The sequence below is a fragment of the Comamonas terrigena NBRC 13299 genome (assembly GCF_006740045.1).
In the GTDB taxonomy this organism is placed as follows: domain Bacteria; phylum Pseudomonadota; class Gammaproteobacteria; order Burkholderiales; family Burkholderiaceae_C; genus Comamonas; species Comamonas terrigena.
The window spans coordinates 2,408,968-2,432,379 of record NZ_AP019749.1 but is presented as its reverse complement, the minus strand read 5'-3'; the positions used below and the strand labels follow the sequence as shown (position 1 = coordinate 2,432,379).

The window sequence follows — 23,412 nt, the reverse complement described above, 5'->3', positions numbered from 1 at the left end:
GAGGGTGCGGTAGCGGCCAGGGCGTTTACCGGGTGGCGGCGGCAGCGCGCGAGACAATGTTTTCAAAGCGCTGGCGGGCTTGTTCCGGTACATCTTCCGGGACCACCAGTTGGGCGAGCGGGGTGTCGCCCACCCGCACCAGCATGACCATGCCCATGGCGTAGTGGGGCTGGCACTTGATGCCGTACAGGCCCGGCTGGGTCAGGGTGATGGCAATCTCTTCATTGACCTTGCCGCGAAAGGCGGTGGCACCCGCGGGTGCCATGCCGGCGATGGAGACGGCGTCATGGCCGTTGCTGGTTGCCAGGAATTTGATGGTGTCGCCGGGGGCGGCCTGGATGAATTCGGGCTCATAGACCATGGCGCCGTGCGGGCCGCGGTTGAGCATCTTGACTTCAAAGGTTTCGGCGCTGGCTCCGCTGGCGGCACAGCAGCACAGCCACAGGGCGGCCAGGCGAGAAGCAAGGGAGACGGTCATGGGCAAGGCTTTCAGGGCAAGGTGGTGGTCAAGGGCCGCAGGCGCAGCACGCGGCTGCCGTCGAGGGGGTCGGTCAGGCTGTGGGCCTGCACCTGGAAGACGGTCTGCAGCAGTTCCGGCGTGAGCACTTCGTCGGGCGTGCCCAGGTGCACGAGCCGGCCCTGGTGCATCACCGCCAGCCGGTCGCAGGCCAGGGCCTGGTTCAGGTCATGCAGTGCGATCACCTTGGTGATGGGCAGGTGCTGCACCAGCTGCATCAGCGACAGCTGCTGGTGCACGTCGAGGTGGTTGGTGGGCTCGTCCAGCAGCAGCACTTCGGGTTGCTGCGCGAGGGCGCGGGCAATGTGCGCACGCTGGCGTTCGCCGCCGGACAGGGTGTGCCAGGTGCGGTGCGCCTTGTCCTGCAGGCCGACGGCTTGCAGTGCCTGGTGCACGATGTCCCGGTCCCGCGGCGCAAGCGGCTGCAGGGCCGACAGCCAGGGCGTGCGCCCCAGCTCCACGGCGTCCCAGACGGTGATGGCATCCTGCGTGTGCGCACTCTGCGCCACCAGGGCCAGCTGGCGGGCAATGCTGCGGCGTGGCAGGCGGTGCAGTGCCTGGTCCCCCAGCAGCACGTCGCCGGTTTGCGGGCGCAGCATGCCGGACAGCAGGCGCAGCAGGCTGGACTTGCCCGAGCCGTTGGGGCCGATCAGGCCCAGCATTTCTCCGCTGCGCACCTGCAGCGAGACGTTCTGCACGATGGGCGTGCCCTGTACCTGCCAGCCGAGCTGGCGTGCCTGCAGTGCCACCGCAGGCGGTGTGGAGGGCGTGGTTGCCGTGGGCATGGAGGATGTGTTCATGCCCGGCGCCCCTGGGCCTTGAGCAGGATGAGCGCAAACACGGGTGCGCCCACCAGGGCGGTGATGACGCCGATGGGCAGGACCTGGCCGGCGATCAGCGTGCGCGAGACGACATCGGCCGCAATCAGGAACACCGCGCCAATCAGTGCGCTGGCGGGAATCAGGCGGCGGTGGCGGACGCCGACCAGCAGCCGCGCGGCATGTGGGATCACCAGCCCGACAAAGCCGATGGCGCCGACGATGGAGACCATCACCGCTGTCATCAGCGCGGCCGCCAGCAGCAAGGTCAGCTGCACCCGGCGCACCGGAATGCCCAGTGCGGCGGCGGATTCGCTGCCGAAGGTGAAGGCGTCCAGCGAGCGGGCATGCAGCAGGCACAGCAGGGTGCCGATGCCGGCGACCGTGGCGGTCAGCAGCGTATCCGGCCAGCGCACGCCGCTGAGGCTGCCCAGCAGCCAGAACATGATGCCGCGCGCCTGTTCGGCGCTGCCGGACTTGGTGATGACCAGCGAGGTCAGGGCGTTGAAGAGCTGCGATCCGGCAATGCCGGCCAGCACGATCTGTCCGCTGTTGCGCAAGCCGCCATTGCCGGCGGCGTGGGCCAGCAGGGCGACCAGGGCAAAGGCGCACACCGCGCCGAAGAAGGCGCCGGTGGTCATCGAGATGGCGCCGGCGCCCAGGCCGGCCACGGTGACCAGCACCGCCCCGGTGGAGGCGCCTGCCGAGATGCCCAGCAGATACGGCTCTGCCAGCGCATTGCGCAGCAGCGACTGGAGGATCACGCCGGAGATGGCCAGGCCCGCGCCGCAGCTGGCGGCCACCAGTGCCCGCGGCAGCCGGTAGTTCCAGACGATGCCCTGGGTGATGGGGTCGACAGCGGACAGCGGCTGGCCCAGCAGCTGGTGGGCCAGCACCTGAAAGACGGTGTGTGCGGAGATGTCGGTCTCGCCGATGGCGATGCCCAGCACGACCGCGATCAGCAGGAGGGCGGCGGCGGCCGCCGCCACCCAGGCCGTGCGCAGCAGCCGGCCGCCAGCGGTGCCGGCGGTGTCTGCGCGAGGGAGTGCAGTCTCTGCTTGCATGGAAATAAGAGGGCTGCCGTGCAGGGCGGCACGGCAGGGGGCTTTCTTCTTGCTGTTCTTGTGGTGCTTGTTGCGCTTGCAGTTCTTACTTGGCTGCGCCTTGCAGGCGGAGCACGGCCTCGGCAATCTGCTCCATGCCGTCGACCTGGCGGATCGAGCCTTGCAAGGCATCCGCATCGACGATGACGATGCGCTGGTGCTTGACGGCATCCATGTGCTGGGTGACCGGGTCCTTCTTCAGGAATTCCAGCTTCTTCTGGTAGTCATCGGCAGGGAAGCGGCGGCGGTCCATGCGGGCAATGATCAGAATCGAGGGGTTGGCCTTGGCAATGGTTTCCCAGCCCACGGTGGGCCATTCTTCGGTGGAGCCGACGACGTTGCGCAGGCCCATGGACTGCATCATGTAACCGGCCACACCGTTCTTGCCGGCCATATAGGGGTCGGCCGCCAGATCGGAGCTGGAGAACCACAGCGCCGCCGACAGGTCTTGCAGCTTGGAGGCCTTGACCTTGGCGATGGCCTGGGCCTGGCGTGTGCCGAGGTCCTTGACCAGGCTGTCGCCGCGCGCCTGCACATCAAAGATCTGGGCCAGCTGGTGAATGCTCTTGTAGAGGGACTTCACGTCGTAGCCGGCCGTGCGTGTGCCGTCCGACCCCACCAGGTTGTTCTTGCCCTCGCAGTCGGTGGGCATGGCGTAGGTGGCGATGCGCAGGTCGTGGAATTGCTCGCGGGTGCCGACCACGCCGTCCTTGCCGACCATCCATTCGAACTGGGACACGACCAGCGCCGGGCGCTTGCCGATCACCGACTCGAAGCTGGGAATGTTGTCGGACAGGCGCGGCGCCTTGTCGTTGACGGCCTTGAACTGCGGCAGCACCGGGTTGAACCACAGCGCCGTGCCGGCCACCTTGTCGCCCAGGCCCAGCGCATACAGCATCTCGGTGCCGCCCTGGCCGATGGTGACGGCCGAAGCAGGGGCCTTGTCGAAAGTGACGGTGTGGCCGCAGTTCTGCACCTGCAAGGGATAGTCCGTGGCGTGGGCGGTGAAGGTGGTGGCCAGCAGGGCGGTGCAGGCAAGGCTTCGGATCAGCATCAGGCTCGTCTTTCCAGGTTGGGCAGGGACCACTGGAAGACAAGGCACAACCCACGCTGTGCGTGCGGGCCGCAGGGGCGCCGGAACGACAGAGTCACGAGAAATGGCTCACTTCCCGGACACCCCGCCGGCAATGAATGGTTGGTGCTTTGGCAGGTCTCCTGACTGGCAGATCAGCGCCTCGCGACCACCTTCCCAAACTGGCGTTCAGTGGTGTGTCGGTCGCGGGCTCATTGCCTACAGTTGCGGGGGCAGTTCCATTTGGCAGGCAGCGCCAGGGGCGCGGTCTGCACTGGATTCCCTCATGCGGCCAGCGTATGCCGGCGCATGTCCTTGCGGAACCAAAGTTCGGGTAATGTAGCTGATTTTGTAGCGGCGGCCCCCACGGCAGCCTGTGCGCATGGCGGTTTCGAGGCTGGCATGACCCTGTCTTTGTCCCTGTCCCATCTGATTTCCATCCAGCCGGTCGAGCGCCTGCAGGAGGTGGATGGTTTTCTGCGCGACGCACGCGTGCAGATGTTCGGTGCGCGCGTGTCTGCCCAGGACACGCCTGCGGACCTGCTGCATTTCGAGCAGGTGTACCGGGGCGGCGGCGGGCGGATGTGGACGGCCCACGATGCGCAGCGGGGTGTGGTGGGCAGCATTGCCTACCGTCCGTACGACGGCCGGTTTGCGCAGCTGGATTTCGGGCCGCTGGCCGTGGTGGAAGTGGTGCGCCTGTTTGTGGCGCCGGTGTGGCGGCGACAGGGGCTGGCGCAGGCATTGTTTGCCACGCTGCAGGCCCATGCCCGGGCCCACGGGGTGGAGGTGCTGTACCTGCACACCCACCCGTTTTTGCCGGGGGCGCTGGAGTTCTGGAAACGCAACGGGTTTGCGGTGCTGCAGCGCGAGGCCGAGCCGGTCTGGCAGACCATCCACATGCAATGCCTGCTGCCGCCTGCGCTGCCCACTGCCGCGCCCACTTAGCTGTCCCCGTTGCGCGAAGGGTGTGCTGCCGCTCCTATAATTTGCGCTTTGAACAGGAGCCCGGCATGGCGCATGCCCATGCCGGGTGAAACGGGAAGTCCGGTGACCTTCGCCTTCGGGTGGGAAGCATTCCGGCGCAGCCCCCGCTGCTGTAAGCCTGACCGCCACACGTTGATGCCACTGGGTACGTTACCTGGGAAGGCCGTGTGTGCGGTATGACGGCGAGCCAGAATACCGACCTGTTCGATTGCAGTGGTATGCCACGGGGTGTGGGCTGTTTGCTGATCGGCCCTTTCCACCGCTTTGGCGGTGCGACCCGGGTCTGTCGCACGCATCGCTTCCCCACCGCATGCTTTTTGTCGCGTGGCGGCTCGGGGAGAGCATGGTTCAACCGTTCACACATCGGCATGCCCGGCGCATGCCTGTCCCAACGTCCGTGCAGGGCGTGCGCATGGCTGCGCGCTGCACTGCGGATGTCTCCATGGCACGGCCTGCCGGGCAGGACCGGCGCATGCACTCCCTGACCTGTGGCGCGCAGCGGTTGTTCGGCCGAGGCCGTGAGCGCCATGGCGGCCAAGCGGTCGCGGGCCCTGCCGCTGCACAGCCCTCACATCGCCCACGCCGCGCACACCGCGCCGGCACCCTCTTCACTGGCAGCGGGCGCTGAGGCCGCAGCTTTCTTTTTCTTCGGAGCACAGGAGTTTCTGACCATGAGTACGCACCACAAGATCCCCGCCACCATCGTTACCGGCTTTCTGGGCAGCGGAAAGACCACGCTGCTGCGCCACATTCTGCAGAACGCCAATGGCCGGCGCATTGCGGTGATCGTCAACGAGTTCGGCGAACTGGGGATCGACGGCGAGATCCTGCGTGGCTGCGGCATCGGCTGTGAAGACGAAACCAATCCGCAAAGCGGTCAGCTCTACGAGCTGGCCAACGGCTGCATGTGCTGCACCGTGCAGGAAGAGTTCTACCCGGTCATGCGCCAGCTGATTGCGCGGCGCGACGATATCGACCACATCCTGATCGAAACCAGTGGCCTGGCCCTGCCCAAGCCCTTGGTGCAGGCATTCAACTGGCCCGAAATCAAGAACGCCTGCACGGTGGACGCCGTGATCACGGTGGTGGATGTGCCGGCGACGGCCGCCGGCCAGTTTGCGGCCAACCCGGCGGCCGTGGATGCCCAGCGCAAGCAGGATCCGAATCTGGACCATGAATCCCCGCTGCACGAGCTGTTTGAAGACCAGCTGATCTCCGCCGACCTGGTGGTGCTGAGCAAGCTGGACCTTGCCAGCGCGCAGGACCGCGCCAAGGTGGAGGCCATCGTGCGGGAAGAGGTGCCGGCCCAGGTGAAGATCGTGGCGGCCGAGCATGGCCAGATCGACCTGGGGGTGGTGCTGGGCCTGTCCAGCGCCTCGGAAGAGAGCATCCATGAGCGGGTGGGCCACCACGAGCATGGCGAAGGCGAGGAACACCACCACGACGCGCACGACCACGATGCCTTCGATTCCGTGGTGATCGAGCTGCCCGAGGTGGATCGGGATGCCCTGCTGGCGTGCCTGGCCGACATCGTGGCCGAGAACACGGTCTACCGCGTCAAGGGCTTTGTGTCCCTGGAAGGCAAGCCCATGCGCCTGGTGGTGCATGGCGTGGGCAAGCGTTTTGACAGCTATTTCGACCGCCGCTGGCGCGACGACGAGGCGCGCAAGACCCATCTGGTCTTCATCGGCCACGATCTGGAAGAGGACCCCATCCGTGCCGCGTTGAACGGTCTGACCGCCGGAGCGCTCTGATGCATTTGCTTGCCGTCCAGCCCGGGGGCTTTGTCGATGACGAAGCCTTTGTCTCCAGCCTGGGCCAGTCGCCGGCCGATGTGGTGGTGCTCAGTGCAGCCGACACCACGCTGGCCTTGCTGGCCGAGGCCTATGCCCAGCTGCAGGCCAGCGCCGCGCAGCAGGGCCTGGGGCCGGGGAGGGACGGCGAGCGTCTGCCGACGGTGCGGCTGGCCAATCTGATGCATCTGCGCCAGCCGGCCTCGGTGGACCTGTACGTCGACGAGGTGCTGCAGCATGCCCGGGTGATTGTGGTCGACCACCTGGGCGGCGAGAGCTACTGGCCCTATGGCACGGAGCGCATCCGCGAGGTGTGCCGCCAGAACGGCATTGTGCTGGTGATGTTTTCCGGGGATACGACGGAAGACCTGAACCTGCTGCAAAAGAGCACGGCCTCCGTGGAGCAATGCCGCAGCATCTGGCGCTATCTGCGCGAAGGCGGGGTGGCCAATGCCCGCGAGATGTTCCGCTATCTGTGGCACAGCTTTCTGCAAGGGGCGCAGCCGGCGCTGGCGCCGCGCCCGCTGCCGTCCGCAGCGGTGTACCATCCCGCGCACGATGCGGCGACGGCCGCGCACTGGCTGGAGCCCGGGCCTTGGCAGTGGCAGGCCGGCGCGCCCGTGGTGATGGTGGTGTTCTACCGCGCCCACCTGCAGTCGGGCAATACACAGGTGTTCCACCAGCTGTGCCAGCAGCTGCTGGCGCAGGGTATGAACCCCTTGCCGCTGGCGCTGCTGTCGCTCAAGGATGCGACCAGCCTGGCCTTGCTGCACCAGCTGTGCGGTGCGCACCAGGTGTCGCTGATCCTGAACACCACGTCGTTTGCGCAGTCGTCGCTGGAAACGCCGGGCGACCATGCGCTGGCGGGCGATATCCCGGTGCTGCAGGTCATCATGTCCGGCAGCAACCAGCAAAGCTGGCTCGACGATGCACACGGGCTGCAGCCACGGGACATTGCCATGCATGTGGCCATGCCCGAGGTGGACGGCCGCATTATCACGCGGGCCATCAGCTTCAAAGGGCTGTCGCACCGCAGCGAACTGACACAGTCGGATGTGGTGCAGTACCAGGCCCATGCCGAGCGGCTGGATTTTGTGGTGGCGCTGGCGCAGCGCTGGTGCCGTTTGCGCCACAAAGCCAATCCCGACAAGCGGCTGGCATTGATTCTGGCCAACTACCCCACGCAGGAAGGCCGGCTGGGCAATGGCGTGGGGCTGGATACGCCGGCTTCCGTCATCCACATCCTGCAGGCGCTGCAGCAGCAGGGCTATGTGCTGGACCAGATTCCCGCCGATGGCGATGCCCTGATGCAGCAGCTGCAGCAAGGCATCACCAACGATCCCGATTCCTGGGGTGTGCGGCCGGCACAGCAGAGCCTGGATCTGGCCGGCTACCAGGCTTTCTTTGCCAGCCTGCCGCCGGAGAACCAGCAGGCCGTGGTGCAGCGCTGGGGCCCGCCCGCGTCCGACCCCATGCTGCGCCAGGGGCGCTTCATGGTGGCGGGCCTGCGCTGCGGCCAGGTGTTTGTGGGCATACAGCCGGCGCGTGGCTACCAGCTGGACCCCATGGCCAGCTACCACGACCCCGATCTGGTGCCGCCGCATTACTACCTGGCCTTCTACCACTGGCTGCGCAGCGCCTGGCAGGCAGATGCCATGGTGCATGTGGGCAAGCACGGCAACCTGGAATGGCTGCCGGGCAAGAGCGTGGCGCTGTCGCAGACCTGCTGGCCGGACCTGGCGTTCGGTCCCATGCCCCACCTGTACCCCTTCATCGTGAACGATCCGGGGGAGGGTGCGCAGGCCAAGCGCCGCGCGCAGGCAGTGATCGTGGACCATCTGATGCCGCCTTTGACGCGGGCCGAGAGCTATGGCCCCACGCGCGACCTGGAGCGCATGGTGGACGAGTACTACGAGGCGGTGACGCTGGACCGCCGGCGCGCCCAGCTGCTGCGCCAGCAGATTCTGGCGCACATCGTGCAGCACGATCTGCACCAGGACCTGGGGGTGGCGGCGCCCCGTACCGAGGCGGACGAGCAGCAACTGCTGAACAAGACCGATGCCTATCTGTGCGAGCTCAAGGAAAGCCAGATCCGCGACGGGCTGCATGTCTTCGGCCAGTCCCCGCAGGGGCGCCTGGAGCGGGACACTCTGCTGGCACTGGCCCGCCACCCGGTGGGCAACGGCCAGGGGGCGAACAACAGCCTGATCCGCGCCTTGGCACACGATCTGCTGCCGGGCACCGCTTTCGATCCGCTGGATGCCGCCTGGGAGCAGCCCTGGACCGGGCCGCGCCCGCAGCTGCTGGAAGCGGTGGATGGCCAGGCCTGGCGCCATGCGGGCGACACCCGCGAACGGCTGGAGCTGCTGGCGCTGCAATGGCTGGAGCAGCCCGGGCTTTCCAGCGCCGATCTGGATGCGGGCTGGGAACAGACCCGGCTGGTGCTGCAACGGGTGCAGCACGATCTGCGCGCCCGCTTGCAGGCCTGTGGCCCGCAGGAGATTTTGCAGCTGTGCCGGGGACTGGAAGGCCGTTTTGTGCCGGCCGGTCCCAGCGGAGCCCCTTCGCGCGGCCGCCCGGACGTGCTGCCCACGGGGCGCAATTTCTTTTCCGTCGACACGCGCGCCGTGCCGACGCCCACCAGCTGGACCCTGGGGCTCAAATCCGCCCAGTTGCTGGTGGAGCGCTATACCCAGGAGCATGGCGACTACCCGCGCGCACTGGGCCTGTCGGTGTGGGGAACGGCGACCATGCGCACCGGGGGCGACGATATCGCCCAGGCCTTTGCCTTGCTGGGCGTGCGGCCCAAGTGGGCGGATGGCAGCTGGCGGGTCAGCGATTTCGAGGTGCTGCCCATGAGCGTGCTGGGCCGCCCGCGCGTGGACGTGACGCTGCGGGTTTCCGGCTTCTTCCGGGATGCCTTCACCAATGTGATCCGCCTGTTTGACGCGGCGGTGCAGAAAGTGGCCAGCCTGGAAGACGAGGATGCATGGACCAACCCCATCCGTGCACGGGTGCTGCAGGAGGCGGCCGAGCTGCAGGCTCAGGGCCTGAGCGAGGAGGTGGCCCGCCACCAGGCGGGGCTGCGCGTGTTCGGCGCCAAGCCCGGCAGCTATGGGGCGGGTCTGCAGGGGTTGATCGACGGCCGCAACTGGGACAGCGACGAAGACCTGGCCACGGCCTACCGGAACTGGGGAGCCTATGCCTATGGGCAAAAGGACGACGGGACCGCGCTGCCCGAGCGCTTTGTGCAGCGCCTGAGCGAGATCGAGCTGGTGGTGCACAACCAGGACAACCGCGAGCACGACCTGCTGGATTCGGACGATTACTACCAGTTTCAAGGCGGCATGGCCGTGGCGGTGCGGCATTTCCGCGGCCAGCAGCCGGCGCTGTACTTTGGCGACCATGCCAACCCGGATGCCCCGCGCATGCGTACGCTGCAGGAAGAAATCAGCCGGGTGGTGCGCGCCCGCGTCACCAATCCCAAGTGGATCGACGGCATCAAGCGCCATGGCTACAAAGGCGCGTTCGAGGTGGCGGCCACGGTGGACTATCTGTTTGCCTTTGATGCCACGGCCCGCGTGGTGCGCGACGACCAGTACGCGCGCGTGACCGATGCCTTTGTGGCGGATGCCGCCACGCGCGACTTTTTGCAGCAGCACAATCCTGCAGCCTTTCACGGCATGTGCGAGCGGCTGCTGGAGGCCATCCACCGGGGGATGTGGGAAGACAGCGGGGACTACCAGGCGCTGCTGGAGCAGCAGTTGCTGGCCGCTGAACAATTGTTGGAGAAGCGATGATCTCGTCCACCGAATCCGCACCGTCTGCGCACGCGGCGGGCTTTCCGTTCACTGCCATCGAGGGACAGCCGCAGCTGCAGACGGCCTTGCTGCTGGCGGCCGTGGATCCGTTGCTGGGCGGCGTGCTGGTGGAGGGGCCGCGCGGCACGGCCAAGTCGACCAGTGCGCGGGCGCTGGCCGCCTTGCTGCCGGCCGGCCGCTTTGTGAACCTGCCGCTGGGGGCGACGGAGGAACAGCTGGCCGGCTCCCTGGACCTGGAAGCCGCGCTGCAGCGCAGTGCGGTGGTGTTCCGCCCGGGATTGCTGGCGCGTGCCCATGGCGGCATCCTGTATGTGGATGAGGTGAACCTGCTGGCCGATGCGCTGGTGGACCTGCTGCTGGACGTGAGCGCCAGCGGCATCAACCGGGTGGAGCGCGACGGCGTGTCGCACCAGCACGATGCGCGCATCACCCTGGTGGGTACCATGAACCCGGAAGAGGGCCAGCTGCGGCCGCAGCTGCTGGACCGCTTCGGGCTGTTCGTGCGGCTGGAGAATGTGCCCAGTGCCGCGGTGCGCAAGGCCATTGTCAAGACGCGCATGGCCTTCGATGCCGATCCGCAGGCCTTTGTGGAGCAGCACGCTGCGGCGCAATCCGATCTGGCGCAGCGGGTGAAGCTGGCGCGCGAGCGCGTGGCGGCCGTGGCGTGGACCGATGCCGTGCACGACGATGTCGCCCAGCGCTGCCAAGACGCCGGGGTGGAAGGGGTCCGGGCAGATCTGGTGATGCTGCGCGCGGCGCGGGCGCATGCGGCGCTGCACGGGCGCAGCGCCGTCACGCCGGCGGATGTGCAGGCAGTGGCGGAACTGGCGCTGGCCCACCGGCGCACCCAGGCTGCACCGGCTGAGCCGCCCGCGTCGGGCGAGCCGGCGCAGCAGCCGGAACAGCAGCCGAGTTCCGAGGAACAGACGCCACCTCCAGCCCCGCCGCCAACCGGTGGGGCGCAGGGTGCAGGTACCCCGTCCGGCCAGTCCGGGCATGGGCCGGCACCATCGGCGAATACATTGCCGGACCATGCCGCCCCGGCCGATGCCTGGGGCGCCATGCCGCCACCCCAGCTGGTGGCGATGAAGGTGGTCAAGGCGCTGAAGCCTTTGCCGTCAAAAAAAGCCTGACGCGCTCCGCTGTGGCGGGACTGGCCGGAAAGGCCAAGGCGGGGCGCGGTGGGAATACCTCTCGCAAGGGCCGGCTGAACGGGGCGGCAGGGCGGCGCCTGGACTGGGTGTCCACGCTGGCGTCCAAGGGCCGCGGGGCGCTGCGGCCCGAACACCTGCGTTTTCGCCCGCGGCCTGTGGGGAGCAAGACCCTGCACCTGGTCTTGCTGGATCTGTCGGCGTCCATGCTGCGCGGTGAAAAGCTGGCCTGGGCCAAAGGGTGCTTGCTGGCTCTGACCGAGCAGTTCTACCGCGATCGCGACCATATGGCGGTGATCGGATTTGCGGGCGAGCAGGCACGGTGGCTGCAGTCCCCGGCGAAAGCCGGGGCTTTCAATGCCGGCTGGATTGCGCCCTTGCGCGGCGGTGGCGGAACGCCGATCCAGCCCGCTGTCGACGCCGTGGAGGGCGCGCTGCGGCGCTGCCCGCCCGGCACCCGGGCCACGGTCTGGCTGCTGACGGATGGGCGGTTTGATCCGCTGCCGGTGCGCCCCGAGGGGGTGGACCGTTGCTGCATCATCGACTTTGAAAATGATGCGGTGGCGCTGGGGCGGTGCCAGCGGCTGGCGGCGATGTGGTGCGGGGAGTGGGTGCGGGCGGAGCTTTTTGCCACTGCCGGCTGAGTGCAGTGGGCACCCAGGCAGGCGTGCCACGGCTTTTTCAGCCCCGCTGTGCTGGTCACCGTGCCGCTCACTGCGCTGTCCGCTGCGGCAGGCTGCATGCCGCAGAGCGGCGGAAAAAAGCGGTGATTTGCTGCGTTGCATCAGTGGCGGCCGATACTGGGGTGGAGTTTTCGGCTCGGGCGCGGGATGAGGGCAGATATCGCGTAAAATTCGCGCTGATCCCAGGTGTTTCGCCGCGCACTGCGCGCAAGGAAATGAAACGAGAAGCAGGTGCGTGGTTCGCCACCATTCCTGCACTGCACCCGCAACGGTAATCAGAGAGAGGGGACGCCCGTCATTGCTTGCAGCAATGACAGCCACTGCGCAAGCGGGAAGGCGCGTCCAGCGATCAACTCCACGAGTTGAGCTCTGTAAGTCCGGAGACCGGCCTGGCGTGAACAAGGCGCAGCGGGAGTGCATGTGGCTTGATGGGCTCGCATCTTCGCGCCGCCAATCGCTTCCATCTTCCATCCCCCCTGCAAGTTTCAATCGTCCGGCCCGGGTATCGGCCTGACCGACTGCGGATACAGCATGGCGCGAGAGGCTCTGGGTTTGACGGTGTGGGCAGCGGCTCTGGATGGGGGCGCTGCGCACCATGGCTGATTCCATCAAGGTCCAGGGCTGGTGCCCCACGGCATGGAAACCCATGCGGTCGGAAGATGGCTGGATTGTCCGGGTGCGCCCGGTCTGTGCCTCCATCAACGCGGAGCAGTGGGCCGCACTGGCGGCTTTGGCACTGTCCCTGGCGCACCCCCAGATCGAGCTGACCCGGCTGGGCAATGTGCAGCTGCGCGGGGTGGCGGATGCGGACCTGCCTGCGTTGCTGTCGCAGCTGGTGGCGGCCCGGCTGATTCCGGCGGATGCGGATGCCGATCTGGCGCCGCCCGTGCACTGCACCCCTTTTTACACGGTCCATGACCGGACCCACCAGCTCGCCGCGCTATTGAGCCGTGCGGTGGTGGAGCGCTTGTGCCCCAGTGCGCTGGAGCGCCAGGGCATGGCTGCGCTGCCCAGCAAGTTCGGCTTGCTGGTGGATGATGCAGCGCGCAGCCTGGGCGGCGTGGCCTCTGATCTGCGGGTTTGGGCGGATGCGGACGGCGGCTATGGCCTGGCATTGGGCGAGGCCGGCGACTGGTACCGCTTTGCCGACGCGCAGCAGCTGGTCGATGCCGCGATCCACATTGCCGCCTGGTTCGCCCGCGCGCGGATGGCCGTTTCCGGTAAACCGCCCACCCGCCTGCAGGCGCTGCTGCCGTCTTTGCCGCTGGATACGCTATTGCAGGATGCGGTGCCCCAGGGCGCGCAGCCGCCCGCTGCAGCACCGGTGCTGCCGGGTCAGCTGGCGCAAGGCTGGGTGCTGGGGGCTCCGCTGGGGCGCATCGATGCCCTGGCGATGCAGGCGCTGGCGGCCAGCCTGCCGGCCGACACGGAAATCCGCGTCACGCCCTGGCGTTCGCTGCTGCTGATGTCGGCGGATGCGCCGGCGCGGGTGGCCCGCCTGGATGCACGGCACTGGATGACCGATGCAGCGGATGCACGCCTGCGGGTGTCGGCCTGCACCGGAAGCCCGCGCTGTGCGCAGGCCCATGTGCCGGCACAGGACATAGCGCTGCAGCTGGCGCCCCATGTGCCTGAGCGCGGGCATCTGCACGTCAGCGGCTGCGCCAAGTTCTGCGCGCTGTCGTCCGACGCCACCTCACTGATCTTTGCCAGCACGTCCGCACCGGACGCGGTCTGGCTCCATGCAGGCGCTGCCGGGCAGCCAGGCTGCCCAACGGTCCGGCTCCCTTACCGGGCCGGATCGGCACTGCCTGCAGAACTCCCCACACTACTTCATGACCTACCACTATGAAATGCACGGTGAAGAGATTTACCGGCAATCGTTTCGCATCATCCGCAGCGAGGCCGATCTGGCCCGCTTCACGCCCCTGGAGGAGCGGGTGGCTTGCCGCATGATCCATGCCGCAGGCATGGTGAGCCTGGCACAGGACATCCATTTCTCCGCAGATTTTGCGCAGGCCGCAGAAGCAGCCCTGCAGCGCGGCGCCCCGATTCTGTGCGATGCGCGCATGGTCAGCGAAGGCATCACGCGCAAGCGCCTGCCTGCCGACAACGCCATCATCTGCACCTTGCAGGATGCCCGCACGCCCGGGCTGGCCCAGGCCATGGGCAATACCCGCAGTGCCGCCGCGCTGGAGCTGTGGCGCGAACACCTGGACGGTGCGGTGGTGGCCATCGGCAACGCGCCGACCGCGCTGTTCCACCTGCTGAACATGCTGGAGGACCCGGCATGCCCGCGCCCGGCCGCCATCATCGGCTGCCCCGTGGGCTTTGTCGGTGCCGCCGAGTCCAAGGATGCGCTGCGTGCATGGGGGCAGATTCCTTTCGCCATTGTGCAGGGGCGTCTGGGCGGATCGGCCATCACGGTGGCTGCAGTCAATGCGTTGGCGACGTCGGTGGAGTGAGGAACGTATGAACAGCGGCAAAATTATCTGCGTGGGCCTGGGCCCCGGTGATCCGGACATGATGAGCGTGAAGGCGGACCGTCTGCTGCGCAATGCGCGCCATGTCGCGTATTTCCGCAAGCGCGGCCACCCGGGCAAGGCCCGGCAGCTGGTCAACGGCATGCTGCACGCCGAGGTCACGGAGTACCCGATGGAGTACCCGCTGACCACCGAGATCCCGCACGACGACCCGCGCTATGTCGCGCAGCTGTCGGATTTCTATCTGGGCTGGCAAGCGCGCCTGACCGAGCTGGCGCGCGGCGAGGATGTGATCGTGTTGTGCGAGGGCGATCCGTTCTTCTACGGCTCCTTCATGCACCTGTATGTGCGCCTGCAGCAGGAAGGGGTGGTGCCGGTCGAGGTGCTGCCCGGCATCCCCGGCATGGTGGGCTGCTGGCATGCCACGGGCATGCCCATGACCTGGGGCGACGATGTGATGAGCGTGCTGCCGGCCACCTTGGCCGACGAGCCGCTGCGCGCCCACATGGCCCGCTCGGATGCGCTGGTGATCATGAAGGTCGGCCGCCATCTGGGCCGCATCCGTTCGCTGTTGACGGAGCAGGGCAAGCTGGACCAGGCGTGGCTGGTGATCAACGGAACCATGAGCGACGAGCAGGTGATGCCGCTGCGCGATGCGCCGGAGCGCTGCCCGTATTTTGCGATTGTGATCGTGCACGGCAACGGCCGCCGCCCCGCCAATGACATGTGAGCGCAGCCGCATGGACATGGACACCACACAGAACGCGGTCAAGGGCGCCATCACGGGGCAGCTGTGCGTGCTGGGCCTGGGGCCCGGCGACGCGGCACTGCTGACGGAACAGGCCCGGCAGTCGATTGCCGGTGCCAGCGATGCTTTTGGCTATTTCCCGTATGTGGAGCGGCTGAGCGGGCTGGAGCATTTGCGCCTGCATGCCAGCGACAACCGCGAAGAACTGGACCGTGCCCGCCAGGCGCTGAATGTGGCGGCAGAGGGCCGGAAGGTGCTGATGCTCTCGTCCGGCGACCCTGGCGTGTTTGCCATGGCCAGTGCCGTGTTCGAGGTGCTGGAGGGCGCCAGCCCGCAGGAGCAGCTGCGCTGGAAGGCCGTGGAGGTGGACGTGCAGCCCGGCATCACGGCCATGCTGGCGGCGGCCGCGAGATTGGGTGCTCCGCTGGGCCATGATTTCTGCACCATCAATCTGTCGGACAACCTCAAGCCAGCCGAAGTGATCGAGCGCCGGATCCGGCTGGCGGCACAGGCCGACTTTGCCATGGCGTTCTACAACCCCTGTTCCAAGTCGCGGCCCCAGGGCTTTGTGCGCGCTTTGAAGGTCCTGACCGCGCACTGCGAGCCCGAGCGCCTGATCTGCTTTGCCCGCAATGTCAGCCGGCCGGACGAGACCCTGCGGGTGTGCCAGTTGCAGCAGGTGACGCCGGACATGGCGGATATGCGCACGGTCGTCATCGTGGGCAACAGCCTGACCCGCCAGGTGGGCCGGCATGTTTACACGCCGCGCAGCTATGGAGCGCCGGCGCATGGCTGAAGGCGGGGCCCGCCGCTCAGCGCTGGCCGGCCAGCCAGTCCATGGCCTGCTGCGGGGTCTGGCACTGCGTGCGAGCGGGCAGCAGCGGGCGGTCCACCATGACCACGGGGATCTGCAGCGCGCGGGCGGCTTCGATCTTGGCGTAGGTATCGGCGCCGCCGGCGTTCTTGCTGACGATGCAGTCGACGGCATGGTGCTGGAGCAGGGCGATTTCGTCGGCCAGCGCAAAAGGGCCGCGCGCCACCACCAGTTCGTAACTGGCTGCGGGCAGGGGCAGGGCCTCCTCGGGGCGGTCGACCACCCGCAGCACAAAGCGGTGTGCGCTGGCCTGGCCGGCAAAGGCGGCCAGCTGCTTGCGGCCGATGGCCAGAAACACATTGCGGCACTGCGGTGGCAATGCCTGGGCCGCGGCCGCCATGTCGGCCACCGGTGTCCACCGGTCCTGGGGCTGGGCAGACCAGGCGGGGCGCTCCATCGACAGCAGGGGAATGCCTGCCGCCGTGCAGGCGGCCAGGGCGTTGCGGCTCATCTGCGCGGCAAACGGGTGGGTGGCATCGATCACATGACTGATGCGGTGCTGCTGCAGGTAATCCACCAGGCCCTGGACGCCGCCAAAACCGCCCACGCGGGTGGGCAGGGGAGCGGTGCGCCGCGTCAGCGTGGCGCCGGCGTAGGAGTAGACGGCCGGAATGCCCGCTGCATGCAGCAGGGTGGACAGTGTGTAGGCATCAAAAGTGCCGCCTAACAGGAGAACTTGGGTCATGGCCTATCCGTGGCTTTCGATTATCGGGATTCATCCCTCGGGCCTGCAGAGCCTGAGCGCTGCGGCCGTGCAGGACCTGGAGCAGGCTGCGGTGGTGTTCGGCAGCCCGCGGCATCTGGCGCTGGCCCAGGTGGGGGAGCGTGGCCGCGCATGGCCGGTTCCGTTCAGCGTGGAGCCTTTGCTGCAGCTGCGCTGTCAACAGAAGGTCGCCATGCTGGTGTCGGGGGATCCGTTTCACTTTGGCGGCGGGGCTTCGGTGGCCAGGCACCTGGAACGCGGCGAGTGGCGCAACCATCCGCAGCCGTCGACATTTTCGTGGATTTCGGGCGAGCTCGGCTGGTCGCAGGAGCAGGTGCATTGCATGGGCCTGCATGCCCGCAGCCTGGAGAGCCTGACGCCGCTGCTGGCGCAGGGCGAACGCTTTATCTGCCTGCTGCGGGATGCGCCGGCGGCGCACCGCCTGGCCGCCTGGCTGACCGGGCAGGACTGGGGCGAGAGCCCCCTGTGGCTGGTGTCGAATGCGGGCAGCGAGGCACAGACGGTGTGCACTGGCAAGGCCAGCGAGCTGGCGCAGCAACTGCTGGAGCAGCCGGTGGTGGCGCCCGTGGCGGCCGCCTTCGAGGCCCGTGGCGGGCAGGGTCTGCCGCAGGTGGCCGGCCGCGCGTGCGATGCGTTTGCGCATGACGGGCAGATCACCAAAAGCCCGGTGCGGGCCATGACGCTGGCGGCCCTGGCCCCGCGCAAGGGGGAGTGCCTGTGGGACCTGGGGGCCGGATCGGGTTCGGTCGCCGTGGAATGGTGTCTGGCCGGTGGCACGGCCGTGTGTGTGGAGCAGCATGCCGGGCGGGTGGCCAATATTGCCCACAATGCCGCGCGCTATGCCGTGGCATTGCAGGTGGTGCAGGGGGATTCCCTGGCCGTGCTGGCCACATTGCAGCCCCAGCCGCAGGCCGTGTTTGTCGGTGGCGGCTTCTCCCTGGCGCTTTTCCAGGCGCTGCGCGCGCGGCTGGCGCATCCCTGGCGTCTGGTGGTGAATGCCGTGGCGCTGGAAACCCAGGCCTTGCTGATGGAGCTGCACCGCAGCCATGGCGGTCAGCTGTTGCAGCTGCAATGGAGCGAGGCCCGGCCGCTGGGAAGCATGCAGTCCTGGCATGCCGCGCGGCCGCTGGTGCAGTGGTCATGGAGCTGCCCGTGACACACGCGATCCACGGGGCGCATGTGCCCCTCGCCACCCACTGGTTCCTGGGCTGGGGCTTCATGTCCGAGGCTCAGCCGCAGTCGTTTGCCAGCTGCTGGGAGCAGGTGGCGCTGCCGCTGCCGGCACAAGGCATTTGCTGTGCGGTGCTGAAGACCCGGCTGGCCACCCCCGCCTGGCAGGCTTTGCAGCGCTGGATGGCCGGCTGCTGGCCGCAGGTGCAGTGGCTGGTGGTGGACGCCGCCGAGATTGCACACATCACCACACCGTCGGTGTCGCAGCGCGTGGCGCAGCGTTTTGGCACCGGCAGTGTGTCCGAAGCCCTGGCCCTGCATGCCGCGCAAACCCATGCCGTACCCGCCCGGGGCAAAGCTGCCGCAGGCGGCTTGCTGGTGCCCCGCCTGGTTTCCGAAGACCGTTGCGCCACGCTGGCGATTGCCGCAGGCTGCCTGTCTTCCCCTCCTTTCCCAACCGGAGTTCATTCTTGACAGTTCACTTTATCGGCGCCGGTCCTGGCGCTGCCGATCTGATTACCGTGCGCGGGCGCGATCTGCTGGCGTCCTGCCCGGTCTGCCTGTATGCGGGTTCGCTGGTGCCGACCGAGCTGCTGGCGCATTGCCCGCCAGGGGTGCGCCTGGTCAATACGGCGCCACTGTCGCTGGAAGAGATCGTGGCCGAAATGCAGCAGGCGCATGCGCAAGGGCAGGATGTGGCGCGCCTGCATTCGGGCGACCTGAGCATCTGGTCGGCCATGGGCGAGCAGTTGCGCAGCCTGCGGGCGCTGGAGATTCCCTACACCGTCACACCCGGCGTACCGGCCTTCAGTGCGGTGGCGGCTGCATTGGAAGCGGAGCTGACCTTGCCGGGGTCCTGCCAGTCGGTGGTGCTGACGCGCACCTCGGGCCGGGCGTCGAGCATGCCCAGCGGCGAAACGCTGGCGGCCTTTGCGGCCACGGGCGCCGTGCTGGCGATCCACCTGTCGGTGCATGTGGCCGAAGAGGTGCAGCAGGAGTTGCTGCGGCACTACGGCGCAGACTGCCCGGCGGCCATTGTGTGGCGCGCTTCCTGGCCGGATGAACTGATTGTGCGCACCCGGGTGGGGGAGCTGGCTGCGGCCGCGCAGAGCAACGCCCTGCAACGCAGCGCGCTGATGCTGGTGGGTCCCACCCTGAGCCAGCAGGACTTCGGCCTGAGCCGCCTGTATGCCAATGATTACGACCGCCGTTACCGCCCGCGCGGCGATGAGCCCCGCTTTCCGGCGGGCACCGAGGGGGCCTGATGCTGCAGCTGTTTCTGGTGGGCATCGGCACGGGCAACCCCGGGCATCTGACGCGTGAAGCGGAACATGCGATCCGCGGGGCCGATCTGATTCTGCTGCCGCACAAGGAAGACAACAAGGCCGAGCTGGCCCAGGTGCGCCTGGCGCTGCTGCAGGATCTGTCCGTCAGTGACGCGCGCATAGCGCACTTCGACATGCCGCTGCGCCGGCAGCAGGGTGATGACTACGGCTGCCAGGTGGACGAGTGGCACGACGCGATTGCCCGGCGCTGGCAGGACTGTCTGCAGGCCCATCTGCCTTCGGGCACGGGCCGCGTGGCCTTGCTGGTCTGGGGGGATCCTGCGCTGTATGACAGCACGCTGCGGATTGCGTCCCGCCTGGGGCTGGGCTCCGGGCAGGTGCAGGTGGTGCCGGGCATCACGTCCATGCAGGTGCTGTGCAGCGCGCATGGCATTGCGCTCAATGCCATCGGCGCGCCCTTCCTGGTGACCACCGGCCGCCAGCTGCGCGAGAACGGCTGGCCGCAGGGCGTGGACACCCTGGTCGTGATGCTGGATGGTCAGTGTTCCTACGAGCAGGTGACGGAGCCGGGCGCCGTGATCTACTGGGGGGCGTATCTGGGGATGCCGCAGCAGATCCTGCTGCAGGGGCCGCTGGCCGCCATGCAGCAGGTCATCAGCAGCAGGCGCCAACAGGCGCGCCAGGAACACGGCTGGATCATGGACATCTACCTGCTGCGCAGGGACGGCGCGGTGGCGGTGGGCGAGGTGGACAAGCTGCGCTCCGCAGGCTGATGCCGCGCCTGCAAGGGCGGTCCGCCGTGCCTGCGGAATGGCGTTGGCATTGAAAACCCCGTCCTTTCGCAGTGCCCGGGACTTGGCCGACAATCCAGGGCTTCCAAAAAAACACGCAGGATAGAGCGAATGAGTGCAGTCCCTCCGACCGAACAGACCCCGACCGACTGGGCCGCATGGAGCCGTGAAGCGGTGGAGATGATGGTGGCGCGCAATGCCGAATGGCCGCGCAAGCTGGGCCTGGTGGGGGCACCCGAGTACCGCTGGGACCTGGACGCAGCCACCCTGGTGCTGCAGGGGCCGCTGCATGAGGTGGTGGCCACGGTGTGCTTGGTGGGGACTACCAGCGAGGCCGAGGGCAGCTTTCTGTGGAGCTGGGGCAACGAGGCGATTCCCAAGCAGCATGGCGAAGCGCTGGAAGTGGTGCACGACTTTGGCCGGGCCAACGGCCTGGCACTGCTGACCACGCCCCGCATCACCGGCGGCCGCCCCGAAGCCACCGAGTGCCTGTGCATTGCAGCCCGTCTGCAGCGTGCGATGGGCACCTTCATCGACCAGCAGGGCGATGTGACGCTGTACTTCACCATCCTGCATGCCCAGCTGGCGCCGATGGACGACGCGCCACTACCGAACTGACCCTGCAGGCACGGCCGGCCTGCACCGGGACAAAAAAAGCGCCCCTGGAGGGCGCTTTTGCGTGGCGGACAAGGCCCCGGCGGGAGCCGGGTCTGCCTTCATGGATCTCAGGATCGATCGATCAATGGATCAATGGATCAATGGATCAATGGATCGGGTGACCCCGTGATCACCTCTTGGCAAGATCACTTCTTCAGGTCAAAGCGGTCCAGGTCCATCACCTTGGCCCAGGCAGCGACGAAGTCCTGGTAGAACTTCTGCTCGTTGCCCTTTTCGGCATAGACCTCGGCCAGTGCGCGCAGGATGGAGTTGCTGCCGAACACCAGGTCCACGCGACTGCCGGTCCACTTGGGGGCGCCGCTCTTGCGGTCCACGCCTTCGTAATGGCCGTCCGGTGTGGCTTTCCACTGCGTGCCCATGTCCAGCAGGTTGACGAAGAAGTCGTTCGTCAGCTTGCCGGGGGTCTGGGTCAGCACCCCGGTGCTGCTGCCGTCGGTGTTGATGTTGATGCTGCGCAGGCCGCCGATCAGCACGGTCAGCTCAGGGGCCGTCAAGGTCAGCAACTGGGCCTTGTCGATCAGCAGTGCTTCAGCCGGTGCGGCGAACGGGCCTTGCAGGTGGTTGCGGAAGCCGTCGGCCTTGGGTTCCAGGTACTTGAACGAGTCGGCATCGGTCTGCTCGGCGGTAGCATCGCCGCGGCCGGGGTGGAAGGGGACGGTGACCTGTACGCCGGCATCGGCTGCGGCCTTTTCGACACCGGCGTTACCGGCCAGCACGATCAGGTCGGCCAGCGAGATGCGCTTGTCGCCGTCTGCGGCCTTGTTGAACTCGCGCTGGATTTCTTCCAGCTTGCCGAGCACCCTGGCCAGCTGCGCAGGGTTGTTGGCAGCCCAGTCCTTTTGCGGAGCCAGGCGGATGCGGGCGCCGTTGGCACCGCCGCGCTTGTCCGAGCCGCGGAAGGTCGAGGCCGAAGCCCAGGCCGTGCCCACCAGTTCCGATACCGTCAGGCCCGAGGCCAGCAGCTTGGACTTCAGGGCCGCGATGTCGGCGTCGTTCACCAGCGGGTGCTTGACGGCGGGGATCACGTCCTGCCAGATCAGCTCTTCCTTCGGCACTTCGGGGCCAAGGTAGCGGGCACGTGGGCCCATGTCGCGGTGGGTCAGCTTGAACCAGGCGCGGGCAAAGGCTTCGGCGAATGCCTGCGGGTTCTCCAGGAAGCGGCGCGAGATCTTTTCGTAGGCGGGATCCTGGCGCAGCGACAGGTCGGTGGTCAGCATGGTGGGCTTCTTGTTGGGGCCACCGTGCGCGTCGGGGATGACATCGCCTGCGTCCTTGGCGACCCACTGGATGGCACCCGCCGGGCTCTTTTCCTGGACCCATTCGTACTTGAACAGGTTTTCGAAGAAGAAGTTGCTCCACTGCGCGGGGGTCTGGGTCCAGGTGACTTCCAGGCCGGAGGTGATGGCGTCACCGCCCGTGCCTGACTTGTAGCTGCTGTGCCAGCCCAGGCCTTGTGCTTCCAGTTCTGCGGCTTCGGGCTCTGCGCCCACATGGCTTGCCGGGCCGGCGCCGTGGGTCTTGCCGAAGGTATGGCCGCCGGCGATCAGGGCCACGGTTTCTTCATCGTCCATCGCCATGCGGGCGAAGGTGTCGCGGATGTCGCGGGCTGCGGAGATGGGGTCACCATTGCCGTCCGGACCTTCGGGGTTCACGTAGATCAGGCCCATCTGCACAGCGGCCAGCGGGTTCTCCAGATCGCGGTCACCGCTGTAGCGGCTGTTGGGCTTGTCGCTGGTGGCCAGCCATTCCTTCTCGGCGCCCCAGTACACGTCCTGGTCGGGTTCCCAGCTGTCTACGCGGCCGCCGGCAAAACCGAAGGTGCGAAAGCCCATGGTTTCCAGGGCGACGTTACCGGTCAGGATCATCAGGTCGGCCCAGGACAGCTTGTTGCCGTACTTTTGCTTGATGGGCCACAGCAGGCGCCGGGACTTGTCGATGTTGACGTTGTCGGGCCAGCTGTTCAGCGGGGCAAAGCGCTGCTGGCCCCGGCCTGCACCACCGCGGCCGTCCTGAACGCGGTAGGTGCCGGCGGCATGCCAGGCCATGCGGATGAACTGCGGGCCGTAGTGGCCGAAGTCGGCAGGCCACCAGTCCTGCGAATCGGTCATCAGCGTGCGCAGATCACGTTTGACGGCTTCATAGTCCAGTTTCTTGAATTCGTCGGCATAGTGGAAGTCCTCGCCCATGGGATTGCTCTTGGCGGAGTGCTGGTTCAGCAGGTCCACACGCAACTGATTGGGCCACCAATCTTTGTTGCTGGCGCCACCACCTTCCGCAACGGTGCCGCTGTTGGCGGCATGGAAGGGGCACTTGGATTCTGTGGTCATGGGGTTCTCCGTTTCAACGTGACTGGGACGGCAGATACCTAAAGGCATTAGCAATCGACTTTGTTAATTCAATAGTTGTTTGCTATCGAATGAGTCTATTATCCGTGCCGCTGATGGCAGGAACAAGGCTGTTGCGATTGAAAAAATGCAAACCCACCATAGCGGCTTGTGTTCTGCCGGGCTTGATGCTGCACAAGGTGGCGGCGGATGGGAAGGGGGTAAGCCACCGGCCGGGTCGGAATAGGGGCTCCAGCCAGCCTGGAGGTGGGTGAGCGGGGACCATGCCAGGCGTCCCTTGCGGTGCATGGCGTGGCGGGGATCATCCCGACATGCAATGCCGTCGGCTGCGTGGTACTATGGATTTAATAGCTTCTTGCGCTTCTGTG

General features: G+C 67.3%; 20 protein-coding genes and 3 riboswitches. Of the genes, 14 read left to right on the top strand and 6 right to left on the bottom strand.

Annotated features, from left to right (window positions below; all coding sequences use genetic code 11):
* Positions 1 to 25 precede the first annotated feature (25 nt).
* The 4 genes from CT3_RS10990 to CT3_RS10975 all read right to left on the bottom strand — a co-directional run bounded on the left by CT3_RS10990 (position 26) and on the right by CT3_RS10975 (position 3,492).
* On the bottom strand, positions 26 to 478 hold the full coding sequence (locus tag CT3_RS10990) for a pseudoazurin (protein WP_066532205.1): 453 nt from the start codon (positions 476 to 478) through the stop codon (positions 26 to 28).
* Between the two features lie 11 nt (positions 479 to 489).
* Positions 490 to 1,317: an ABC transporter ATP-binding protein gene (locus CT3_RS10985; RefSeq protein WP_083520182.1), complete on the bottom strand. Its 828-nt coding sequence runs from the start codon at positions 1,315 to 1,317 to the stop codon at positions 490 to 492.
* Positions 1,314 to 2,399 carry a FecCD family ABC transporter permease gene (locus CT3_RS10980; RefSeq protein ID WP_083520181.1) on the bottom strand — a complete coding sequence of 362 codons (1,086 nt, stop codon included), beginning with the start codon at positions 2,397 to 2,399 and terminating at the stop codon, positions 1,314 to 1,316. The genes CT3_RS10985 and CT3_RS10980 overlap by 4 nt, the downstream gene beginning before the upstream one ends.
* A gap of 85 nt (positions 2,400 to 2,484) precedes the next feature.
* The gene (locus CT3_RS10975) at positions 2,485 to 3,492 is read right to left on the bottom strand and encodes an ABC transporter substrate-binding protein (RefSeq protein ID WP_066532199.1); all 1,008 of its coding nucleotides are present in this window, start codon (positions 3,490 to 3,492) and stop codon (positions 2,485 to 2,487) included.
* 134 nt (positions 3,493 to 3,626) lie between these two features.
* A riboswitch (cobalamin riboswitch) is annotated at positions 3,627 to 3,853 on the bottom strand.
* A gap of 59 nt (positions 3,854 to 3,912) precedes the next feature.
* Here CT3_RS10975 and CT3_RS10970 point away from each other — a divergent pair.
* The 9 genes from CT3_RS10970 to cobJ all read left to right on the top strand — a co-directional run bounded on the left by CT3_RS10970 (position 3,913) and on the right by cobJ (position 15,972).
* A complete protein-coding gene (locus CT3_RS10970) occupies positions 3,913 to 4,458 on the top strand; it encodes a GNAT family N-acetyltransferase (RefSeq protein WP_066532198.1) in 546 nt (181 codons plus the stop codon).
* A gap of 37 nt (positions 4,459 to 4,495) precedes the next feature.
* Positions 4,496 to 4,715: riboswitch (cobalamin riboswitch) on the top strand.
* 453 nt (positions 4,716 to 5,168) lie between these two features.
* Positions 5,169 to 6,251 carry a cobalamin biosynthesis protein CobW gene (gene cobW / locus CT3_RS10965; protein ID WP_066533303.1) on the top strand — a complete coding sequence of 361 codons (1,083 nt, stop codon included), beginning with the start codon at positions 5,169 to 5,171 and terminating at the stop codon, positions 6,249 to 6,251.
* Positions 6,251 to 10,090 (top strand): cobaltochelatase subunit CobN, encoded by a 3,840-nt coding sequence (gene cobN / locus CT3_RS10960; RefSeq protein WP_066532197.1) that lies wholly within the window; start codon positions 6,251 to 6,253, stop codon positions 10,088 to 10,090. The genes cobW and cobN overlap by 1 nt, the downstream gene beginning before the upstream one ends.
* On the top strand, positions 10,087 to 11,244 hold the full coding sequence (locus tag CT3_RS10955; protein WP_066532193.1) for a magnesium chelatase ATPase subunit I: 1,158 nt from the start codon (positions 10,087 to 10,089) through the stop codon (positions 11,242 to 11,244). Before cobN ends, CT3_RS10955 begins: the two co-directional genes overlap by 4 nt.
* 11 nt (positions 11,245 to 11,255) lie before the next feature.
* Positions 11,256 to 11,906 carry a vWA domain-containing protein gene (locus CT3_RS10950; protein WP_218568116.1) on the top strand — a complete coding sequence of 217 codons (651 nt, stop codon included), beginning with the start codon at positions 11,256 to 11,258 and terminating at the stop codon, positions 11,904 to 11,906.
* Positions 11,907 to 12,112: 206 nt separating this feature from the next.
* Positions 12,113 to 12,352, top strand: a riboswitch (cobalamin riboswitch).
* A gap of 188 nt (positions 12,353 to 12,540) precedes the next feature.
* Complete coding sequence (locus tag CT3_RS10945; RefSeq protein ID WP_227657884.1) at positions 12,541 to 13,797, top strand: nitrite reductase; 1,257 nt, start codon at positions 12,541 to 12,543, stop codon at positions 13,795 to 13,797.
* On the top strand, positions 13,781 to 14,410 hold the full coding sequence (locus CT3_RS10940; protein ID WP_066532182.1) for a precorrin-8X methylmutase: 630 nt from the start codon (positions 13,781 to 13,783) through the stop codon (positions 14,408 to 14,410). The genes CT3_RS10945 and CT3_RS10940 overlap by 17 nt, the downstream gene beginning before the upstream one ends.
* A 7-nt stretch (positions 14,411 to 14,417) precedes the next feature.
* Positions 14,418 to 15,158, top strand: a complete 741-nt coding sequence (gene cobI / locus CT3_RS10935; RefSeq protein ID WP_066532175.1) for a precorrin-2 C(20)-methyltransferase — start codon at positions 14,418 to 14,420, stop codon at positions 15,156 to 15,158.
* Positions 15,159 to 15,168: 10 nt separating this feature from the next.
* Positions 15,169 to 15,972 (top strand): precorrin-3B C(17)-methyltransferase, encoded by an 804-nt coding sequence (gene cobJ, locus CT3_RS10930; RefSeq protein WP_225608668.1) that lies wholly within the window; start codon positions 15,169 to 15,171, stop codon positions 15,970 to 15,972.
* Positions 15,973 to 15,988: 16 nt separating this feature from the next.
* On the opposite strand, the gene CT3_RS10925 is transcribed toward cobJ, so the two are convergent.
* On the bottom strand, positions 15,989 to 16,735 hold the full coding sequence (locus CT3_RS10925) for a cobalt-precorrin-6A reductase (RefSeq protein WP_066532160.1): 747 nt from the start codon (positions 16,733 to 16,735) through the stop codon (positions 15,989 to 15,991).
* On the opposite strand from CT3_RS10925, the gene cbiT reads away from it, so the two are divergent.
* The 5 genes from cbiT to CT3_RS10900 all read left to right on the top strand — a co-directional run bounded on the left by cbiT (position 16,734) and on the right by CT3_RS10900 (position 20,639).
* Positions 16,734 to 17,930 carry a precorrin-6Y C5,15-methyltransferase (decarboxylating) subunit CbiT gene (gene cbiT, locus CT3_RS10920; protein ID WP_066532155.1) on the top strand — a complete coding sequence of 399 codons (1,197 nt, stop codon included), beginning with the start codon at positions 16,734 to 16,736 and terminating at the stop codon, positions 17,928 to 17,930. The two genes, CT3_RS10925 and cbiT, sit on opposite strands and share 2 nt — an antisense overlap.
* Entirely contained in the window at positions 17,927 to 18,418 is a 492-nt protein-coding gene (locus CT3_RS10915) for a cobalamin biosynthesis protein (protein ID WP_227657882.1), read from the top strand. The genes cbiT and CT3_RS10915 overlap by 4 nt, the downstream gene beginning before the upstream one ends.
* Positions 18,415 to 19,209: a precorrin-4 C(11)-methyltransferase gene (cobM, locus tag CT3_RS10910; RefSeq protein ID WP_066532151.1), complete on the top strand. Its 795-nt coding sequence runs from the start codon at positions 18,415 to 18,417 to the stop codon at positions 19,207 to 19,209. The genes CT3_RS10915 and cobM overlap by 4 nt, the downstream gene beginning before the upstream one ends.
* Positions 19,209 to 20,003 carry a precorrin-6A synthase (deacetylating) gene (gene cobF, locus CT3_RS10905; protein ID WP_066532145.1) on the top strand — a complete coding sequence of 265 codons (795 nt, stop codon included), beginning with the start codon at positions 19,209 to 19,211 and terminating at the stop codon, positions 20,001 to 20,003. The genes cobM and cobF overlap by 1 nt, the downstream gene beginning before the upstream one ends.
* Positions 20,004 to 20,132: 129 nt before the next feature.
* On the top strand, positions 20,133 to 20,639 hold the full coding sequence (locus CT3_RS10900) for a DUF6882 domain-containing protein (protein WP_066532136.1): 507 nt from the start codon (positions 20,133 to 20,135) through the stop codon (positions 20,637 to 20,639).
* A 185-nt stretch (positions 20,640 to 20,824) separates the two neighbouring features.
* On the opposite strand, the gene katG is transcribed toward CT3_RS10900, so the two are convergent.
* Positions 20,825 to 23,026 carry a catalase/peroxidase HPI gene (gene katG, locus CT3_RS10895; protein WP_066532126.1) on the bottom strand — a complete coding sequence of 734 codons (2,202 nt, stop codon included), beginning with the start codon at positions 23,024 to 23,026 and terminating at the stop codon, positions 20,825 to 20,827.
* Positions 23,027 to 23,412: the final 386 nt, after the last annotated feature.

What these genes read in the sequence shown, in the direction of transcription:
- cobW (WP_066533303.1), top strand. Translation starts at nt 5,169, where the DNA reads ATGAGTACGCACCACAAGATCCCCGCCACCATCGTTACCGGCTTTCTG.
- cobJ (WP_225608668.1), top strand. Translation starts at nt 15,169, where the DNA reads ATGGACATGGACACCACACAGAACGCGGTCAAGGGCGCCATCACGGGG.
- CT3_RS10925 (WP_066532160.1), bottom strand. Translation starts at nt 16,735, where the DNA reads ATGACCCAAGTTCTCCTGTTAGGCGGCACTTTTGATGCCTACACACTG.
- cbiT (WP_066532155.1), top strand. Translation starts at nt 16,734, where the DNA reads ATGGCCTATCCGTGGCTTTCGATTATCGGGATTCATCCCTCGGGCCTG.
- CT3_RS10900 (WP_066532136.1), top strand. Translation starts at nt 20,133, where the DNA reads ATGAGTGCAGTCCCTCCGACCGAACAGACCCCGACCGACTGGGCCGCA.
- CT3_RS10945 (WP_227657884.1), top strand. Translation starts at nt 12,541, where the DNA reads ATGGCTGATTCCATCAAGGTCCAGGGCTGGTGCCCCACGGCATGGAAA.
- CT3_RS10975 (WP_066532199.1), bottom strand. Translation starts at nt 3,492, where the DNA reads ATGCTGATCCGAAGCCTTGCCTGCACCGCCCTGCTGGCCACCACCTTC.
- cobI (WP_066532175.1), top strand. Translation starts at nt 14,418, where the DNA reads ATGAACAGCGGCAAAATTATCTGCGTGGGCCTGGGCCCCGGTGATCCG.
- CT3_RS10985 (WP_083520182.1), bottom strand. Translation starts at nt 1,317, where the DNA reads ATGAACACATCCTCCATGCCCACGGCAACCACGCCCTCCACACCGCCT.
- CT3_RS10955 (WP_066532193.1), top strand. Translation starts at nt 10,087, where the DNA reads ATGATCTCGTCCACCGAATCCGCACCGTCTGCGCACGCGGCGGGCTTT.
- cobN (WP_066532197.1), top strand. Translation starts at nt 6,251, where the DNA reads ATGCATTTGCTTGCCGTCCAGCCCGGGGGCTTTGTCGATGACGAAGCC.
- cobF (WP_066532145.1), top strand. Translation starts at nt 19,209, where the DNA reads ATGCTGCAGCTGTTTCTGGTGGGCATCGGCACGGGCAACCCCGGGCAT.
- katG (WP_066532126.1), bottom strand. Translation starts at nt 23,026, where the DNA reads ATGACCACAGAATCCAAGTGCCCCTTCCATGCCGCCAACAGCGGCACC.
- CT3_RS10980 (WP_083520181.1), bottom strand. Translation starts at nt 2,399, where the DNA reads ATGCAAGCAGAGACTGCACTCCCTCGCGCAGACACCGCCGGCACCGCT.
- CT3_RS10940 (WP_066532182.1), top strand. Translation starts at nt 13,781, where the DNA reads ATGACCTACCACTATGAAATGCACGGTGAAGAGATTTACCGGCAATCG.
- CT3_RS10990 (WP_066532205.1), bottom strand. Translation starts at nt 478, where the DNA reads ATGACCGTCTCCCTTGCTTCTCGCCTGGCCGCCCTGTGGCTGTGCTGC.
- CT3_RS10970 (WP_066532198.1), top strand. Translation starts at nt 3,913, where the DNA reads ATGACCCTGTCTTTGTCCCTGTCCCATCTGATTTCCATCCAGCCGGTC.